The sequence below is a fragment of the Sulfitobacter sp. PR48 genome (genome assembly GCF_028807335.1).
Classification (GTDB): Bacteria; Pseudomonadota; Alphaproteobacteria; order Rhodobacterales; family Rhodobacteraceae; genus Sulfitobacter.
In genome coordinates this window covers 151,054-169,892 of sequence record NZ_JARAMM010000006.1, presented here as the reverse complement: position 1 = coordinate 169,892, position 18,839 = coordinate 151,054, and the positions used below count along the sequence as shown (strand labels likewise).

The window sequence follows — 18,839 nt, the reverse complement described above, 5'->3', positions numbered from 1 at the left end:
ATTCCTGTTCGGCTGGCTTGACTCAGTCAGCTATAGGAGAGATCACATATGTCTTAAATGACAATCAGGTGTCGAAAATGGACAAACATCGCAACGCCCGGAACATTGATGTCCTGCTGTTTGACGACATAAACCTGCTGGACGCGGCAGGGCCGGTGCAGGCGTTCGAGGCCGCGAATACGGATAATCGCATCAGATACCAGACCCGCTATGTCTCGCTGGACGGGGCACCGGTGCGTGCAGGCTGCGGGTTGCGGCTCGTTGCCGATGCCCGGCTTTCCGCCGCAGCCGGGGGTGCGGACCTGCTGATCCCCGGCGGTGCCGGGGTGGATGCACTGACCACCAACACCGGCCTGCTTGAAATCATCCGAAAACGGGCCGGGACAGAAGGCCGCCTGATTTCTGTCTGTTCCGGGGCATTGGTCCTGGCCGCGGCGGGCGTGTTGGACGGGCTGAAGGCAACGACCCATTGGTCGCGTGAGGAAGACACCCGGAACTACCCCGGAGTTTTCTGGGACCTGGACCGTATCAACATCACCCAGGGCAAGGTTTTTACCTCTGCCGGCGTGACCACCGGCATTGACCTTGCGCTGTCGATCATTCAGGCCGATTGCGGGCCAAAGGTTGCGCTTTCGGTCGCGCGCGAACTTGTTGTCCAGTTGCGCCGCACCGGCGGGCAAAGCCAATATGCCTTTCATCTCGCCGGACAGTTCGCAAAGGGCGAAACCCTGACCGAACTCATTGAAAAGGTTGTTGCGGCCCCGCATCTGGACTGGTCGCTTGATGCCCTGGCCGATGCTGCGGGCATGAACGCGCGCACGTTGACCCGCCGCTTCAAGCGCGACACAGGCGAAACACCGGCGCAATTTGTGGAGAAGGTGCGCGTCGATCACGCCCGCGGCCTGCTCTCGGGAAAGCTGCCGCTCAAGCAAGTGGCGGTCGACTGCGGATTTGGTGACCTGCAACGTCTGAGACGGGCGTTTCAGCGGCAGTTTGGTGTTCAGTTGAGCGACTATCGCAATATGTTCACCTGACCCTGCGCTGATGTCAGAATTGTTCCTGATCTCAAGGCAGTAGGCGCAGGGCTGCGTTACCTCGCCAAAAGGGGCAGATACCCGACGTAACACAGATATACCCCGGCCAGGATAAAGCCGACCGTACTTGCGGTAAGGACCCTGCCGGTTGTCTTGGGAGTCTGCAGTGTCATCTCCGGCACGGCGATCAGCGCCGCCCCTTTTGCAGCGGCAGCGATGCCGATAATGCTGACGACAATCTCGGCAAGCCCCGACCATCGGAAATGATTATTCAGCACGATCAGCCCGACAATGAAATGCACGGCCCCGGACAGGTTCAACAGGATCGGGTCGGCCTGTGCGTTCCCCATGACCATCCGCTGATAGAAGTTGCGGGAGACCGCGAAACCCAGACCGGTCAGCAGCAGATATGGCCCGGCTATTCTTGCGATAAGTTCTGTCATCGGGTCCTCTCCTTCCATCGCGGGCCCGACGGCATGGGCCACGAACAATGCAAAGGCTATGGCGCAGCCGCCGGTTTCGTCAACCAACCCGCACCGAGGTCGCCCTGCGCCATTACTTTCGCAAGGCCGGACGTTTTGCCCGCCAATACAGGGTCACCCATGTCGAGAACCCATCCAGCAGGCTGGCCCGGGCGGCCATGCAAGTACCAACGGAAAGCAGATAGCCATGGCTCGGCGCGCATCTGTTATGCCGTCAGTCCGCCGTCCACACGCAGTTCCACCCCCGTGATATAGGCGGCTTCCTCCGATGCCAGAAACAATGCCGCCCGCGCGACGTCCCAGGCGGTCCCCTGACGGCCCATCGGCACCATCGCAGCCCGGTTTGCCGCCAGCGTGGCCGGGTCAGTTTCACCATCGACAAAGGCCGTGACATGCGGCGTGTCGATGACGCCCGGCAACAGAACATTGGACCTTATCTGATAGGGCGCATTCTCCCGCGCGACGGACCGTGCCAAGCGCACCAGCCCCATCTTGGACACTTCGTAAGAGACATAGGAATAGGGCGCGGAATAGACCGCAGCCAGTGACGAGACAAAGACGATTGCCCCGCTTTTCTGCGCCCGCATTGCGGGCAGGACCGCGCGCACCATCCGCATCGCACCGGTCAGGTTGATGTCGAACACGCGCGCCCAGGCTTCATCATCGGTATCCAGAACGCCACCCGCCTGGCTGATCCCGACGTTGTAGTCCAGAATGTCGATACCGCCCCACAGCGCCTGCATCCGCGCCATCACCTGCGCCCCGGCTTCAGGGTCCGTCACATCGGCGGCCAGCACTTCGGCTGTGCCGCCCTCTGACCGGATCAGTGCGGCGGTAGCCTCGGCGGCATCTTGGTTGCGGTCCACGCACAGCAGACTGGCCCCCTCGCGCGCAAAGAGCGCTGCGGTGGCCTTGCCATTGCCCCAGCCTTCCCCGACCGAACCGGCCCCGATGATGGCTGCGCGTTTTCCTGCAAGCCGGTTCATTTCGTCAAGACCTGCGCGGGCAGCCACAGCGCAATCTCGGGCTGCCAGATCAGGATGAACAGCACCGCGATCTGCAGCAGCACAAAGGGAATGATGCCGCGATAGATATCGCCCATCGACACCAGATCACCCGCCGCCCCCTTCATGTAGAACAGGGCAAAGCCGAAGGGCGGCGTCAGGAATGAGGTCTGCAGATTGACCGCAACCAGGATGGTGAACCAATAGACCAGATCCGCCTTGGCGATATGATCACCAAGATCCATCAGGTCGACGATGGGTGCAAAGATCGGCAGCAGGATCAGCGTGATCTCGATCCAGTCAAAGAAGAACCCCATGACAAAGACGATCGCCATCATCATGAACAGCAGCGTCCAGTCCCCGAGGTTGAGCGACCGTGCCAGTTCGATGATGAAATCATCCCCGCCGATCTTGCGAAAGACATAGGCAAAGGCCGTTGCGGCGGCAAAGATGAAGAACAGCAGTGCGATGGTCCGCAGCGACCCGTCCACCGCCTCGCCCAGAACCTTCATGTTCAGCCGGCCCCGGACCAGACCCAGCACCAGCGCCGCAAAGGCGCCCACGCCAGAGGCTTCGGTCGGGCTGGCGAAGCCGCCGATGATCGACCCCAAAACCGCGATGATCAGCAAAAGCGGAAAGGAAACCGACACCAGCGCCTCGCGCCACAACCCCTTGCTGTCTGCCGCGCTGAGCTTCGCGGCGGGGGGCGTTTCCCCTGGCCGCAGGAAAGACCGTGCAACGATATAGACCAGATAGACAGCGGCCAGGAACAGCCCCGGCAGGAAGGCCGCGACAAATACCTTGGCCAGGTTGAGAGACAAAAGATCGGACATGAACACCAGCATGACCGAGGGCGGGATCAGGATGCCCAGCGTGCCCGCGCTGGCGATGGTCCCCGTTGCCAGTGGTGCGGCATATCCCGCGCGCATCATCGTCGGCAGCGCCATCACCGTCAGCATCACGACCGAGGCCCCGATGATCCCGGTGGCGGCGGCCAGGATCGTGCCCATCAGCACCACCGCCAGCGACAGCCCGCCCGGCACCCGCGCCAGCAGCTTTTGCAGGGTCAGCAGCAGGTCCTCGGCGATCCGGGTTTTCTCCATCATGACGCCCATGAAGATGAACATCGGCGCCGCCACCAGCACCGCATTGTCGATCACGCCGCCATAGATCCGCGTGGGGATCAGTGAGATATGAACAAACCGCATTTCGCCCAGGGCCAGCGCGATAAAGGCGAAGATCAGCGTGATCCCGGACAGAACGATCGGCACCGGCAAGGCGGAAAAGAGCCCGACAATCAGGCTCAGGAACATGATCGCAGGCAGGAATTCGGTCAGCGCTTCCATAGATCACGTCCGGTAAAAGGATCAGAGATCAGATCGGGCCGCCTGAGCACGGCCAGGATGCGCAGCGCCACGGCGGTACAGCCCGCAATGGTCAGCAGGGCAGAGACTGGCACCAGCGATTTCACGATCCAGCGATGCGGCAAGCCGCGCCCGCCATTGGCCCCTTCCCCGCGTTCAAACGCGCGTTCGGCGAATTCGTAGCCATACCAGACGATGAAGGCGAAGAACGGGATCACCAGCAGCACCACGACCCAGAATTCCATCCAGAGGCGGAACCTCTCACCCATCTTGTCGGCCAGAACGTCGATCCGCACGATGGCATTGCGGGTATAGGCGTAGCCAAAGGCAAATGTGGCCACCAGCCCATGCATATGCCACTCCAGTTCCTGCAAAATGACGGAACCTGTGGCAAAGAGCTTGCGGCCGATCACATCGTACATGATGACAAAGACCAGCGCGATCATCACCACACCTGCCAGACGCGCCGCCCATTCGCAGACCCGCGTCAGCCCGTCGGCCAGTTTCAATGCAGCCTGCATCTGTCCCTCGCTCGAAAATTCAGGAAAACCAGGGGCACGCCCGCCGCGCCCCCGGCAGCGATGGTTGGACCATCACTTCAGATAGCCGATTTCCTTCCACTGGGAATAACTGTCCCGGAACTGGTAAATGCTCTCCCATGCGCGTTTGAAATCCGCGTCCTGGGCCGATTTCTCCGCCGCGACCTCGTTCCATGCGCTCTCGAAGGCGCCAAGCATCTCATCGGACCATTGGTGGATGTTCACACCATGCTCTTCCTCCAGCTCGCGCAGCGCCTCAAGCTGTACCGCCTCACCCTCGGCCATGGTGCTCAGCACCTGTGCCTCGCAGGCGGTGTTGATGACAGCACGTTCCTGGTCGGTCAGGTCGTTCCATGTGTCCAGGTTCATGATCACGCTGAGAAAGCTGGTCTGCTGGTGCCAGCCCGGCAGATAGTAATGGTCCGCGTGTTCGTACATGCCGATCATGTTGTCGAGGAAGGGAAAGCCCAGTTCGGCGGAATCGATGGCGCCCGTGTTCAGCGCCGACATCGTGTCAGCCAGCCCCAGCGATTGCGCTTCGACACCCAGTTTACCCATGACACTGGCACCCAGACCAAAGAAACGCATCTTCTTGCCCTTCAGGTCTTCGACGCTGTTGATCTCCTCGCGGAACCAGCCTGAGGCTTCGGGCACCAGCGTGCCGCAGTGGATCGTCTTGATGTTATAGGTGTCCTCGGTGATCTCCGACCACATTTCCTTGCCGCCGCCATAATACCACCAGGCCGCGTATTCCTTTACATCCGGGCCAAAGGGAAAGGTCGTGAACAGCGGCGCGGAGGGCACCACGCCCTCGGCAAAGCCGATGGAGTACCACGCGCTTTCGACCGCACCGGTCGAAACCGCATCCCAGACCTCGCCGGTGGAAACGATCTCACCGGGGTTTTTCACATCGAAGTGAATCCCGCCCGCGGTCAACAGGTCGACCTTTTCCGCGATGTCCCAACCCGGTTTGCCCAGCAGCGGCAACGTCTGCGGGAAAATTGCCTGCATTTCGATGTCCCGGGCGATGGCCGCCCCCGACATCAGGCTTCCGGTCATCAACGTGGCCGTGCAGGTGCCTATAACTGTCTTGGTCTTCATGGTTCTCCTCCCAATTTCTTCCAGTTATGTCCCGCGTGAGGTCAGGCCACGCGGTCGCCTTTCTTGACTTGTACGGTACGGTTATCGACGGCGGGCAACATGCGCGACGGATCGCGTGTCACCATCACGTCGATCACGCTGGGCCGGTCCTTTTCGGCAAATGCCGCCTTCAGCGCGCCTTCCAACTGGCCCGGTTCCTCCACCCGGACCCCGTGGCAGCCCATCGCGCGGGCCACCTCGGCATAATTGGTCTCGGCCAGGTCGGAACTCTGATAATTCCCCTCGCCGTACATCAGGTGCTGCAACGCCTTCACATATCCCGAGGCTGCGTTGTTCACGACAATGATATTGACGCCAAGACCCATCCGGCGAGCGGTCTCAAGCTCTCCCAAAACCATGTTGAAACCGCCATCGCCGGTCAAACCGACAACCACCGCCTCCGGGTCGGCCAGCTGTGCGCCCATGGCACCCGGCAGACCATAGCCGATCGAGGCAAAGCCACGGTCCGGCACAAAGCTGCGCCGCGCCTTTTTCGAGTTGAACAGCAGCCCGCCCCAATGTGCGGCAAAGCCGCCATCGGCGATCAGGTAGCCATCCGCAGGCAGGTGGTTGTTCAATTCGGTCACAAGCCGCGCCATGTGAACCGGGCTTTCATCGGAATAAAGCCGGTCGGCGGCGACCTCGTCATGCCAAGTCTGCATCTTTGCGGGGATCTCTGCCAGATAGGCCGCGCGCATCTCGCGCTGGCTTTGCGCCCGTGTTGCAAGTGCCGCCGTCAGATCGTCCAGCCCCTCGCGCGCGTCACCCCAGAGTTTCATCGTCGGGTCATAGGTGCGGCCCATCTCTTCGGCGACGTTGTCGAGATGGATCACAATCTGCCCCTTCGCGGGAATCGTGAAACGCTTGGTCGCGATTTCACCCAGCTTGCAGCCCGCGACGATGATGCAATCGCTTTGCTCGATCAGCGCATTGGCGATCCGGTCATAGCGCCCGAACAGCCCCGCCGACAGCGGCGAGGTGCAGGCGATGGCCCCCTTCCCGCTCATGGTGTGGGCAACGGGTATGCCATTGGCCTCGGCAAATCGTGTCACCGCGGCGGTCGCCCGGCTGATGTGAATGCCCCCACCGCAGAGCAGGATCGGGCGCGCCGACGCCGCGATCATGTTGGCGGCCTTTTCCAGGCTCTCGCGCTCAGGACGGCAACGGATGGCGGGTGCTGCCTCGTGGGCCGCATCGACATCGAAGTCACCCTCGTCGAACCCCCACAGGCCATGGGCAATATCCTCGGGCACATCGACAACGACAGGGCCGGGTCGCCCGGAAGTGGCCAGTGCAAAGGCCCGGCGCATGATCTCGGGGATACGCTGTATCGTTTCGATCCGCAGCAGCGCCTTGCAGGCGGGCCGCAGGATCGACACCTGATCGGTTTCCTGCGTCATGTTCTTGCCCGCGTGATCGCGCTGCGCATCGCCAATGATCGCCACCATCGGCGAGCCGGCATTCAGCGCCTCGACCAGCCCGGTCACCAGGTTGGTGGCGCCCGGCCCCAGCGTCGCATCGACCAGCCCGACCCGGCCCGACACCTTGGCATAGGCATCCGCCGCAAAAACGGCACAGCGTTCGTCATTGATCAGGTTGTGGTTCAGCCCCAGCCGCCGCGCCGCATCATAAAACGGCAGCAGTTGGAAACCACCCATGCCGAACATCGGCCCGGCCCCATGCGCCAAGAGCATCCGCACCAGCGCCTCGCCGCCGGTCATTTCGTTGGATTGGGTCATGCCGTTTCGAACTCCATCGTCTTGTTCGCGGCGGCGGCAATCATGTCCGCCGTCACCCGCATCTGATCTTCAAGATTGGGGGCATAGGCGATCAGCCCCCGTGGACTGCCCAGCCGCACGGGTGGCGCTTTCAGCACCATGGTCTGCGCCACGGTTGCCACAACCTCGGCCCCGAACCCCGCAACGCAGACCGCCTCATGCGCCACCACCAGACGGCCGGTTTTTTTCACGCTGGCCAGCACCGCCCGCTTGTCCCAGGGCCAGAGGCTGACAAGGTCGATGACCTCCGCATTGATCCCGTCCTCCGCGAGCCTGTCTGCGGCCTGGACACAAAGGTTGGCTGTGTTCGACCAGGAGACCAGAGTGACATCCGTGCCCGCGCGCCGGATGCCGGCCTTGCCGAACCGGCCCGGCAGGCTTGTATCCACCTCGCCTTCGGTGGCCCAGATGTCCTTGTGCTCCAGATAGACAACCGGATCGTCGCAGGCGATGGCCGCTTTCATCATCGCGTAATTGTCCTGCGGTGTGGCCGGGCAGCAGACCACCAGACCGGGAATATGCACATACCAGGATTCCAGCGACTGGCTGTGTTGTGCCGCCGAGGACCGCCACATGCCCATGGGTTTGCGAATGACCATGGGCGCGCGGCTTTGCCCGCCGAACATGAACCGCGCCTTGGCTATCTGGTTCACCAGTTCGTCCGTGGCGCAAAGCGCAAAATCCGCAAACCGCATCTCGACAATGGGCCTTGTGCCCGCCATCGCGGCACCAAAGGCCGCACCCATGATCGCAGCTTCGGAAATCGGCGCATCACTGATCCGCCTGGGGCCGAATTCCTCCACCAACCCGGTATATTGCTTGAACACCCCGCCCCGGCCCAGGTCCTCGCCCACACACCAGACCGTCGGATCTGCCCGCATGGCTTCGGCCACGGCCAGTTTCGCGGCATCGGCGTAGGTCATGCGCGCCATCAGAACGCCTCCTCGGTGGGGGAACCGATGTCCTGCACATCGGCAAAAACGCTCGCGGCAGCCGGCCAGGGCGCATCCCGCGCGGCGTCCAGCGCGGCGTCCATCTCTTCTTCCGCCGCCTGCCGCACCTGGTCCAGATCACCCTCTGCCGCCCCCGCCTGAACCAGTTCACCGCGCAGTTTCGCGATTGGGCAACGGGTCGCGCGCATTTCATCCGCCTCCCCTTCGGGCCGATAGGTTGCGGGATCGAAATAGGTGTGGCCCGACAGGCGATAGGTCCTGGCATGCAGGAATTCCGGCTTGCCGGTCTGACGGATCCGCGCCGTGATCTCGGCTGCGGTCGCAGCCAGCGAGGTCACATCATTGCCATCCGCCTCCGTCGTGGGCAGACCCAATGCGCGGGCACGGTCGGCCACGTTCCCCGAGGTCATGTCTGACGTCAGCGTAGAGGCGGAATAGCGGTTGTCCTCGCAGACAAAGAGGATCGGCAGATCAAACACCCCTGCCCAGTTCAACCCTTCCAGGAAGGGGCCACGGTTTGCCGCGCCGTCACCAAAGAAACAGACAACAATCTGGTCGCCGCCCAGCAGCTTGATCCCATGCGCGGCCCCGGCGGCGATGGTGATATTGGCCCCCACCACACCATTGGCCCCCAGCATGCGCACCCCGAAATCGGCGATATGCATCGACCCGCCCTTGCCACCGCAACAACCGCCCTCCCGGCCCAGCAGCTCTTTCATCATCGCCTGGGCATCGGCCCCCTTTGCCAGCGTGTGACCATGGCCCCGGTGGGTGGAGAGAATGTAATCATCGCGCCTCAGCGGCTCGATCACCGCTGTCGCCACCGCCTCCTGTCCGATGGACAGATGGATCGCACCCAGCACCAACGCCTCATCCACCGCTGCCCGCCGGGCGACTTCCTCGAAGGCGCGGATGCGTTCCATGGTGGCAAGGCGCGCAAGTCCCTTTTCACGATCAAAGTTGGTCAGGGTCACAGCAAGTTCTCCCGCTCAAGCTCGCTGAATTTTGCCGACAAGGTCGCCACTTCCTCCCTGAGCAATGGCAGCAGTTCGCCCTCGATCCGGTCCATCTTCATCCGTTCGTTGATCGCCCCGATCCCTATTGCCGCAACGATCCGTCCGGTGCCGGTCTGGATCGGCAGGGCCACGGCGCTCATCCCCGGGACCGGAATGGAGGGGTTGAAAGCAAAGCCCCGTTGCAGGAAATCAGCTGCCAGTTCCTCTGCCTTTTCTGGGGTGTAATTGTAATCTGCCATCCAGGCCTGATTGCTGCGCGCCGCGGCCATGCGCTTGGACTTCTCCGTGACCGCATAGATCGCCTGCCCGGTGGCCCCGACACCCAGCGGCAGCCGGTCGCCCGCGTCAAGGGTCAGCGTGCGGATCGGAAATTCGCCCAGCTCGCGGCAGACACAGATCGAAACCGCGCCCTCCGGTGCAGAGAGGAACACCGTGTCCTTTGTCCCTTCCGCAACCCGGCGCATGCTGCGCCTTGCCAATGCGGCAAGGTCGGAGCGGTTGGCGACCCGCGCCAATGCGGCCAGGGCATGGCCCAGGTGATACTTCCGGCTGCCCGGATCCTGATAGACGTAATGCACCTCCATCAAAGAGGCGAGCACCCGGTGGGTCGTGGTTCTGGTGAAATCGGTGCAGGCCTGAATCTCGGTGAAACTCGCGCCCAGCGGCATCCGCGCAAGGGCCGCAAGAACGTTCTGAGCACGCGCAATGGAGCCGACCGGCGTCTCTGCACTCAAGACCATTCCCCCCTTCTACTTCCGTTTATCGGAATAATTGTTTTGATTGGTGGAACAGATTGCCTTGCGCTGTCAAACAAATTATCGCTTTTGCCATGACAACGGATGTTCGCCTCTTTGACTCGATCACCGACGCAGGCCCTGAAGCGGCGGGCGCGGTGGCGGTGTCAGGCTCGCATGGCGGGCTGTTTGCGGCTGCCGTTGCCTCCCTGTCGGGGCTGCGCGCCGTCATCCTCAACGACGCGGGCCGCGGCATGAACGAAGCCGGGATCGCAGGCGTCCGGGCGCTGGCCGATGTGGGCATGGCGGCCTGCACCGTCGATTGCATGAGCGCGGAAATCGGATCGGCACGCGATGCGGCAAGCCATGGGGTCATCTCCTTTGCCAACGCCATTGCAGAGGCTCTTGGCATCGCGCCCGGCATGACGGCGGGCGATGCCCTCGACCTCCTCGCGGCTGCACCGCAACCTGATCGCCTGATGGCAAAGGTCCCCGAGACCCGCCAGGACAGAACCCTTGGCGGGATACAGGTGCTTTGCGTCGATTCGGCCTCGTTGATCACCCCGCAGGATGCGGGGCGGATCATCATCACCGGCTCGCATGGCGGGCTGATCGGTGGCGATCCTGCCCGCGCCTGCAAGGCCGACGCCCGCTATGTCGCCTTTTCGGATGCGGGGCGCGGCAAGAACGATGTCGGCATCGGCCGTCTTCCCGCATTGGACGCCCGCATGATCGCCGCCGCCACCCTGGACTGCATGAGTTGCGAGATCGGCAACGCCGTCTCCATGCTGGAGAGCGGCATCATCTCTGCCGTGAACCAGACCGCCACCCACTGCGGAATCCGGCCAGGAATGCGACACAAGGATGCGCTTCAGGCTTTGCTGCGGTCCGAAAGCGGCTAACCCCATCTGCGCGGTGACAGGCCGCCGTGTCCGATCAGGCCCGGCGGCGCATGCCACCAACCCCAAGGCACTTCTTGCGCTTTGCCTCGGGGATCGGTCACACTCGCAGCATAGGGACAGGCGCAAAGAGACACCGATATGACCCGGCTCAACATCGAACAGCTCCGCACCTTCCTTGAGGTCGTGCGCCTTGGCGGCATGCGCAAGGCGGCGCAGAGCCTGAACCTCACCCAGCCAGCGGTCAGCGCCCGGGTGAAATCGCTTGAAGATACGCTTGCCGTGGCCCTGTTCGACCGCCGCGAAGGTGGTCTGACCCTGACCAAGCGGGGCGACATGCTGGTGCAATATGCCGAACAATTCGAGATCCTGTCAGAACAGGTGACCGCCAATGTCATGGACCCCGACGGGATCGAGCGGCAGCTGCGGCTTGGCGTTGCCGAAACGGTCGCCCAGTCCTGGCTGCCCGATTTCGTCGCGGACCTGCACCACCAGTTCAACAAGGTCGAGATCGAAATCGACGTGGATGTGTCGACCAATCTGCGCGAACGTCTGCTCGACCGCGAGATCGACATCGCCATCCTGCTCGGCCCGGTGTCGGAGGCTTCTGTCAGCAACATCGCCCTGCCGGGCTTCGACCTTGCCTGGTATGTGTCCGCGCAGGCGGAATGGACACCGCAGGATCAGGCGGGGCTGATCGCGCAAAACCCGGTGATCACCTATGCCCGCAACACCCGGCCCTACCGCGAGATGCGGCGGGAGCTCTACGAAAGGGTCGGGCCGGGCACGCAGATATTCTCCTCTTCTTCCCTGTCGGCCTGTTTCCGGCTTGTCGAAGCGGGTCTGGGCGTGGCGGCCCTGCCCGAGATCCTCGGGCGTGAATGGGTTGCGCGCGGCCAGCTGCGCTGCTTCGATCCGGGGTGGTGTCCCTCGCCGCTTCAATTCACCGCGTCCTACCTCGGGGATCCCAAAAGCCATGTGGTCATGACCGCAGCGCGGCTGGCCCGGACGACGGCCCGGCGCCACGCCGATCAAAATAATCTATCACAAGTGCCAAAATCATTCGATTTGATTTGATTGCAAATGCCTGCGACGCTGATCCGGCAATAACCGCCGAGAGCCAGACCGAACATGTCGCAGAACCGCATCACCGTTGCCGTCGATATCGGCGGAACCTTCACCGACCTGGAATTGCGGGACGACACCACGGGCCAGTCCCACAGCCTGAAGTCCCCGACCACGCCCGATGATCCGGCCCGCGGTCTGGCCGATGCCTTGCTGCTGGCCGCGGAACGGTTCGGCTTTGCCCTGTCGGACATCGGCCTGATCCTGCACGGCACCACGATTGCTACCAATGCGGTGCTGACCCGCGATCTGCCCGATGGCGCGCTGATCACCACCGAAGGTTTTGAGGATGTGCTGGAAATCGGGCGCCACGCGCGGCGCGACATCTATGCCCTGCGTGGAGCCGACCGCAGCGTGCTGATCCCCCGCAGGCGCAGGTTCGGGGCCCCCGGCCGGATCGGCGCTGCCGGAGAGGTGGTGCGGCCACTCGACGCCGCCGCACTCGACAGGGTGATCAGCCGCGTTGCCGACAGCGGTGTAGAGGCCACGGCGATCTGCCTGCTGAACGCCTTTGCCAACCCCGCACAAGAAATCGCGATCCGCAAGGCATTGCTGGCGCGTTGCCCCGGGATGGCGGTTTCCTGCAGCCACGAAGTCTCTCCCGAGATACGCGAGTTCGAACGCACCGCGACCACGGTCCTTAACGCGCAACTGGTTCCGGTGATCCACCGCTATGTCACCGCCGTGCGCAAACGCCTGTCAGACGCGGGCGTGACCGCGCCGGTCTATCTGATCCAGTCGAACGGCGGTGCCATCAGCCTGGATGCCGCCGTGCAGGCCCCGGTCAAATTGCTGCTTTCCGGCCCTTCGGGCGGCGTGCTGGCGGCGCAGAAACTGGCGCGGTCGCTGAACACGCCGGATGTCGTGGGTGTCGACATGGGCGGCACGAGCTATGATGTTGCGGTCATATCCGGCGGTCAGCGCACGGTTGTGACCCAGGGAGAGATTGACGGCCTGCCCGTCCGTGTTCCGATGGTCGAGATGCATACGATCGGCGCGGGCGGCGGGTCCATCGCCTTTGTCGATGCCTCGGGCCGTCTGCAGGTCGGGCCGCGCAGCGCGGGCGCCGTGCCGGGGCCGGTCTGTTACGGGCGTGGCGGGCAGGAGCCGACCGTCACCGACATCAACCTGATCCTGGGGCGGCTCGACCCTTCGACCTTCCTCGGAGGCCGCTTTGCGCTGGACCTCGACGGCGCGCGCGCTGCCCTGCGCGACCGGATGGAAGTGCCGCTGAACCTTGATACCGATCATGCGGCATCCGGTATCCTCAGTGTGGTCAATGCCAAACTGGCCGCCTCCATCAAGTTCTCCCTGTTTGCCAAGGGGCTTGACCCGCGCGATTTCGCATTGATGAGCTTTGGCGGCGCGGGCGGTGTCCACGCCATCGAGGTGGCCGAGGAACTGGGAATCACACAGGTGATTTTCCCCCGCGATCCATCGACCTTTTCGGCGCATGGCATTCTGTCCTCTGACATTCAGCACGACCTGTCCCGCACCGAGATTCTGCCGCTTGCGCCCGCAAGCCTGGCGGCGCTCGCGGCGATGGCGGAGGACCTGTGCGCACGCGGCACGGCATTGCTTGACGCGGATGCAATCGCGCCTGAACGGCGGGTGCTGCGGCTCACTGCCGACCTGCGGTATCGCGGGCAGGCTTTTGAGCTGATGACGGACATGCCCGATGGCCCCTGCACGGAACAGACACTTGCGACCCTGCGCGAAAGGTTCGAGGAACAGCATCGCCAGCGCTTCTCCTTTGATGATCCGGACGAGGCGGTCGAGCTTGTGACGATGCGGCTGGTTGCCATCGGCAGGCTGGGCGACGAAGGCCGGACCGCGGCGCGCCACAGCCCGTCGGAAGATCGCGCGACCGGCACCCGCCCCGTCCATGTGAACGGCGCCTGGGCCAAGGTTCCGGTGCACCGCCAATTGTCGCTGGCACCGGGTGAGGTCATCGACGGCCCCGCCATCATCGAACAGGAATACACCACCCTTTTGATCCCCGGTCACTGGTCCCTGACAATGACCGAAACGGGTGACATGACCGCAAGGAAACAGCCATGAGCCGCCCCGATCCCGTCCTGCTCGAAATCGTCTCTGCCGCGCTTGTGTCGGTGGCAGAGGAAATGTCGGTCACCGTCTGGCGCACATCACGCTCGACCACGGTGCGCGAACTGCTGGATTATTCCACTGCTGTCTTCGATGGCCAGGGCCGCAATGTCGCACAGGCGGCGCGGATGCCCGTGCACCTCAATTCGATGGAGCTTTGCCTGCAACATATCGCGGCGCATCACATCCCGCTCGATGACTGGCGCGATGGCGATGTGATCGTGACCAACGATCCCTATTGCGGTGGCCAGCACCTGCCGGATTTCATCGCCTTCAAGCCGGTGTTCCGCGACGGCGAGCGGATCGCGATCACCTGCGTGCTGATCCATCACGTTGATGTCGGCGGCGGTGCTGCGGGTGGCTATAACGCGCAGGCGGTGGAAGTCTTTCAGGAAGGTCTGCGCCTGCCGCCGGTGCGGATCGTCCGCGATGGCAGGATGCAGGAAGACCTCTTTGCCACCATCCTGCAGAATGTCCGCGAACCGGAAACCTTTCGCGGCGATTTTCTGAGCCAGATCGCGGCGCTGGATGTGGGCGCGCGCGCCATGCTGCGGCTCGCGGACCGCTATGGCGTGCAGGCCCTGACCGAGATCGGGGCCGCGCTGCTGGACCATGCGGAACACGAGATGCGCGCGGCGCTGCGGGCCCTGCCCGACGGCACCTACGAGGCCGAGGATTTTGTCGACGGCGACGGGCTGGAAGAGGGCAACAAGCGCATCGCGGTCACCCTGACCATTGCGGGCGACACCATCGCGCTGGATTTTGCAGGCACGGCGGATCAGGCCCGCGGGCCGATCAACGCGACCCTGGCGACTACAACTTCTGCCGTCTATTACGCCGTCATCGCGGCCTGCGGCGTGACCGGAACGGTGAACGCGGGTTGCTACCGCCCGATCACGGTGACGGCCCCAGAAGGCAGCCTTGTGAACGCGGCCTTCCCCGCACCGGTGTCGATGCGGATGCTGCCCGGCCACAAGATCGCAACCGCCGTGCTGCGGGCCTTTGCCCAGGTGCTGCCCGACCGGATCCCGGCCTCCTACTACGGCACCACATTCAACCACGCGGTCAATATCCGCCACGCGGACGGGCGCCGTCAGGTCTATTTCGACAGCGAACTCGGCGGCTGGGGCGCGCATCCCGAGCGTGACGGGCCGAATGGTCTGGCGGCCGGGTTCCACAATGGCCAGAACACACCGGTAGAGATGATCGAGGCGCTCTTTCCCATGCGGTTTACCCGCTATGGACTGGTGCCGGATTCGGGCGGTGCAGGTCGCATGCGCGGCGGTCTGGGGATCGAGCGGGAATGGGAATTCCTGGCCGAGAGCGGGCTGCTCAACGCCTCTTTCGACGCTTTCACCTCGCTGCCCTATGGGCTGGACGGCGGTGCGCCGGGGCGTGGCGGAACCCTGAGCGTCACCCGCGACGGCATCACCACCCCCCTTGCCGCCAAGACAATCGGCCATGCCCTGCGTCCCGGCGATATCGTGCGGATGGAGACCCCGGGCGGCGGCGGCCACGGCGACCCTGCCCTGCGCGACAGCACGGCTCAGGCCGCCGACCTGGCTGACGGATATGTCACGAAGGGGGTTTCCGAATGACCCGGAAGATGCCCGCGATAAACGCGCCTGTCACCAATTGTGCGGACCGGCAGAGGCGCGATGGCGCGACACACTGGACTTGCCTCCAAGGGTGTGATCGGCTGATTTGCATGGAACAATCACTATGACAGAGCCGCTGCCGCAACGTCTTTCGCGATGGCTGGCATGGGTGGCGGGGGCCGTCATCCTGTTCGGCTGCGCCGTCCCCATCACCATCGACGTGGCCATGCGGTATTTCTTCAACCAGAGCGCGGTCGACAGTTTCGAGATCTCCTCCTACGGGCTGGCGATCTGCATCGGCCTCGGCATGGCTTTCACGGTCACGACCAAGGCGCATATCAGGGTCGATTTCCTGGCCGCTCGCCTGCCCTTCCCGCTGCGCGCGGCCTGCGATTTGCTGGCGGCCTTTGCGCTGGCGCTGGTCGCGGCGGCGCTGGCGTGGTTCGCCTGGGGCACGCTGGAACAATCCTGGTCAATGGGCGCGCGGTCCATGTCGCAGATGCGCGTGCCGCTGGTGCTGCCGCAGGGGCTTTGGTGGATCGGCCTGTTCTGGTTTGCCTGTATGGCGGTCCTGGCGCCGGTGCAGGCGGTGCTGCGCCTGATCCGCGGTGACCGGGCCGGGTTCGACGCTGTGGTCGGGTCAGCCGATCTGGACGCAGAGATCGCAGAAGCTGTGCATGCATCGGATGGCGCGCCATGATCCTCACCGCGTTTCTCTTGCTTGTCGTCATGCTGGTGCTGTCGCTGCCGGTGGCCGTTGTGCTGGCGATGACCGGCTACATCCTGTCGGAAAACTACGCCTTCTTTCCGATGACCGGCGCGGCGGGTGAGCTGGCCTGGAATTCCTCTGCCGATTTCATCCTGATCGCGGCCCCCATGTTCATCATGATGGGAGAGCTCATGCACCGCTCAGGCGTGTCGGGCCGCCTGTTCGATGCGCTGACACCCTGGTTCTCGCGCCTGCCGGGACGGTTGATGCACACCAACATCGCGGCAAGCGCGGTATTTGCCGCGACATCCGGGTCCTCCATCGCGACAGCGGCGACAATCGGCACGGTGGCCATCCCCAACATGGATGCCGGCGGCTACAACCGGCCCCTGTTCCTGGGGTCTATCGCTGCGGGCGGCACCCTGGGCATCCTGATCCCGCCGTCGATCAACATGATCATCTATGCGGTGCTGACAGATACCTCGGTCGCCGACCTTTATGCCGCAGGGTTCATCCCCGGCTTTGTCCTGGCGATGCTCTTTTCCGGGATCGTCCTGGCGCTGGTCCTGTGGCGACCGCATTGGGGCGGTCACCGGCTGGAGGGCGGTTCGCTCTGGCCTGCGCGGCTGCGCGGCCTGCCGCAACTGGTGCCACCCCTGGCGCTGTTCGCCATCGTCGTCGGCAGCATCTATGCCGGTGTCGCCACACCCACGGAAGCGGCGGCACTTGGCCTGATCGCCACCGTGGGGCTGGTCGCGCTGAACGGCAGGCTGAGCGTGCCGGTCCTTCTGGCCGCTTTTGAGGGCACTGTGCGCACCACCTGCATGATCATGCTGATCGTCATCGCCGCCTTCTTTCTCAACTTCGTCATGGTCAGCATCGGATTGGTGCAGGCGATCACCGACGCGGTGCTGAACCTGGGCTGGCCGCCGCTTGGCATGCTGCTCGCCATCATCTGTTTCTACCTGCTGCTGGGCTGCTTCATGGAGACGCTTTCCATGATGATCGCGACCACGCCCATCATCGTTCCCGTTGTGGTGGGGCTGGGTTATTCACCGGTCTGGTGGGGCGTCGTCTTTGTTATCCTGATCGAAGCGGCGCTGATCACCCCTCCGGTCGGCATGAACCTTTATGTGGTGCAGGCCGTGCGCAAGGGCGCAGGCGATTTCAGCGATCTGTTCAAGGGGTCAGCCCCCTTCCTGGCCGCCATGCTCGCGATGATCGGCCTGCTCCTTCTGTTTCCGCAGTTCGCGCTCTGGCTGCCCACCATCGTCAATCCAAAACCGGGCGGTTAACGCCCTTCCAAACCAAGGGAGACTATCATGAAAACACTGATTGCGACCACTCTGGCGGGCCTCATGGCACTGCCCGCACTTGCGCAGGACATGCCCGAGACCGAGTTCAATGTCGTCGGCTCCATCGGCGGGCTGTCGATGTACACCGACAAGGAACTGCCGTTCTGGACGGAACAGGTGCCCGCCGACACCGGCGGCAAGATCACCGCGAATGTGAAACCTTTCACCGAGCTGGGCTTCAAGGGCGGTGAGATCTTCCGCCTGGTCAGCAACGGCACATTGCAGATGGCCACAACCGTGCTGGCCTACAACTCCGGCGAAGTGCCGATGAATGAATCGGTCGACCTTGTTGGCGTGATCGGCAGTGTCGAGGAACTGGCGGCGGCTGTCGAAAGCTGGCGGTCATCCTATGCCGAATTCCTGGAGACAGAGCACAACATCAAGCTGCTGGGCTTCGGCACCTATCAGGCGCAGGTGATTTATTGCCGCGATGAATTCACCTCGCTTGCCGATCTGAAAGGCCGCAAGGTGCGCGCATCGGGTGCCTCGCAACAGGCATTTGTCAATCACCTGGGCGGCTCGCCCCTGTCCATCGCCTTTGCCGAGGTGCAACCGGCACTGGCCAGCGGCGTCGTCGATTGCGCCATCACCGGGGCGCTGTCGGGCTACAAGGCAAAGTGGAATGAATCGGCGCGGTTCATTTCTCCGATGCCGGTCAATTTCGGGCTGGCGGCACAGCTGGCAAACCTCGACTGGTGGAATGGCCTTGACGCCAGCGTGCAGGATTATCTGACCACCAGCCTGCGCGGCCTGGAAACTTCCATCTTCGAACTGGCCGCGACGGAGACTGCGACCGGTCTGGCCTGCAATACCTCCGGCCCCTGTTCCGAAGGGGACACTGCCGGGATGACGCTGGTGCCGATGACCGAGGCTGACGATGCGCTGCGCGCGGAAGCCGTCAAGGCGGCCATCCTGCCCGAGTTCGCGGACCGTTGCGGTGCCGATTGCGTCGCGACCTGGAACGAGACCATCGGCCAGACGCTGGGCATGACCATCGAATGAA

17 protein-coding genes are annotated in these 18,839 nt (G+C 63.4%); 8 read left to right on the top strand and 9 right to left on the bottom strand.

Features of this window, described 5'->3' with window-relative positions; all coding sequences use genetic code 11:
* Nucleotides 1–77: 77 nt before the first annotated feature.
* Nucleotides 78–1,034, top strand: coding sequence for a GlxA family transcriptional regulator (locus tag PVW51_RS10105; protein ID WP_274574895.1), 957 nt, complete (start codon nt 78–80; stop codon nt 1,032–1,034).
* A gap of 56 nt (nt 1,035–1,090) precedes the next feature.
* On the opposite strand, the gene PVW51_RS10100 is transcribed toward PVW51_RS10105, so the two are convergent.
* The 9 genes from PVW51_RS10100 to PVW51_RS10060 form a co-directional block, all read right to left on the bottom strand.
* The gene (locus tag PVW51_RS10100) at nt 1,091–1,477 is read right to left on the bottom strand and encodes a hypothetical protein (protein ID WP_274574894.1); all 387 of its coding nucleotides are present in this window, start codon (nt 1,475–1,477) and stop codon (nt 1,091–1,093) included.
* A gap of 245 nt (nt 1,478–1,722) precedes the next feature.
* The gene (locus PVW51_RS10095; protein WP_274574893.1) at nt 1,723–2,502 is read right to left on the bottom strand and encodes an SDR family NAD(P)-dependent oxidoreductase; all 780 of its coding nucleotides are present in this window, start codon (nt 2,500–2,502) and stop codon (nt 1,723–1,725) included.
* Complete coding sequence (locus tag PVW51_RS10090; protein WP_274574892.1) at nt 2,499–3,866, bottom strand: TRAP transporter large permease; 1,368 nt, start codon at nt 3,864–3,866, stop codon at nt 2,499–2,501. Before PVW51_RS10090 ends, PVW51_RS10095 begins: the two co-directional genes overlap by 4 nt.
* Nucleotides 3,854–4,405, bottom strand: a complete 552-nt coding sequence (locus PVW51_RS10085) for a TRAP transporter small permease subunit (protein ID WP_114272962.1) — start codon at nt 4,403–4,405, stop codon at nt 3,854–3,856. Before PVW51_RS10085 ends, PVW51_RS10090 begins: the two co-directional genes overlap by 13 nt.
* Before the next feature lie 72 nt (nt 4,406–4,477).
* The gene (locus PVW51_RS10080) at nt 4,478–5,524 is read right to left on the bottom strand and encodes a TRAP transporter substrate-binding protein (RefSeq protein ID WP_274574891.1); all 1,047 of its coding nucleotides are present in this window, start codon (nt 5,522–5,524) and stop codon (nt 4,478–4,480) included.
* A gap of 41 nt (nt 5,525–5,565) precedes the next feature.
* Entirely contained in the window at nt 5,566–7,302 is a 1,737-nt protein-coding gene (locus PVW51_RS10075) for a thiamine pyrophosphate-binding protein (protein WP_274574890.1), read from the bottom strand.
* Nucleotides 7,299–8,273, bottom strand: coding sequence for an alpha-ketoacid dehydrogenase subunit beta (locus tag PVW51_RS10070; RefSeq protein ID WP_274574888.1), 975 nt, complete (start codon nt 8,271–8,273; stop codon nt 7,299–7,301). Before PVW51_RS10070 ends, PVW51_RS10075 begins: the two co-directional genes overlap by 4 nt.
* A complete protein-coding gene (locus PVW51_RS10065; protein WP_274574886.1) occupies nt 8,273–9,268 on the bottom strand; it encodes a thiamine pyrophosphate-dependent dehydrogenase E1 component subunit alpha in 996 nt (331 codons plus the stop codon). The genes PVW51_RS10070 and PVW51_RS10065 overlap by 1 nt, the downstream gene beginning before the upstream one ends.
* Nucleotides 9,265–10,050 (bottom strand): IclR family transcriptional regulator, encoded by a 786-nt coding sequence (locus tag PVW51_RS10060; RefSeq protein ID WP_274574885.1) that lies wholly within the window; start codon nt 10,048–10,050, stop codon nt 9,265–9,267. Before PVW51_RS10060 ends, PVW51_RS10065 begins: the two co-directional genes overlap by 4 nt.
* An 89-nt stretch (nt 10,051–10,139) precedes the next feature.
* Here PVW51_RS10060 and PVW51_RS10055 point away from each other — a divergent pair, with 89 nt between their 5' ends.
* The 7 genes from PVW51_RS10055 (at nt 10,140) to PVW51_RS10025 (ending at nt 18,838) form a co-directional block, all read left to right on the top strand.
* Entirely contained in the window at nt 10,140–10,946 is an 807-nt protein-coding gene (locus PVW51_RS10055; RefSeq protein ID WP_274574884.1) for a hypothetical protein, read from the top strand.
* 138 nt (nt 10,947–11,084) lie between these two features.
* The gene (locus tag PVW51_RS10050) at nt 11,085–12,020 is read left to right on the top strand and encodes a LysR family transcriptional regulator (protein ID WP_274574883.1); all 936 of its coding nucleotides are present in this window, start codon (nt 11,085–11,087) and stop codon (nt 12,018–12,020) included.
* 54 nt (nt 12,021–12,074) lie between these two features.
* Nucleotides 12,075–14,129 carry a hydantoinase/oxoprolinase family protein gene (locus PVW51_RS10045; RefSeq protein WP_274574881.1) on the top strand — a complete coding sequence of 685 codons (2,055 nt, stop codon included), beginning with the start codon at nt 12,075–12,077 and terminating at the stop codon, nt 14,127–14,129.
* Nucleotides 14,126–15,772, top strand: a complete 1,647-nt coding sequence (locus PVW51_RS10040; RefSeq protein ID WP_274574880.1) for a hydantoinase B/oxoprolinase family protein — start codon at nt 14,126–14,128, stop codon at nt 15,770–15,772. The genes PVW51_RS10045 and PVW51_RS10040 overlap by 4 nt, the downstream gene beginning before the upstream one ends.
* Nucleotides 15,773–15,896: 124 nt before the next feature.
* The gene (locus PVW51_RS10035) at nt 15,897–16,472 is read left to right on the top strand and encodes a TRAP transporter small permease subunit (RefSeq protein ID WP_274574879.1); all 576 of its coding nucleotides are present in this window, start codon (nt 15,897–15,899) and stop codon (nt 16,470–16,472) included.
* Nucleotides 16,469–17,776, top strand: coding sequence for a TRAP transporter large permease (locus tag PVW51_RS10030; protein WP_274574878.1), 1,308 nt, complete (start codon nt 16,469–16,471; stop codon nt 17,774–17,776). Before PVW51_RS10035 ends, PVW51_RS10030 begins: the two co-directional genes overlap by 4 nt.
* 27 nt (nt 17,777–17,803) lie before the next feature.
* Entirely contained in the window at nt 17,804–18,838 is a 1,035-nt protein-coding gene (locus PVW51_RS10025) for a TRAP transporter substrate-binding protein (protein ID WP_274574877.1), read from the top strand.
* The last annotated feature ends 1 nt before the right edge of the window (nt 18,839 follow it).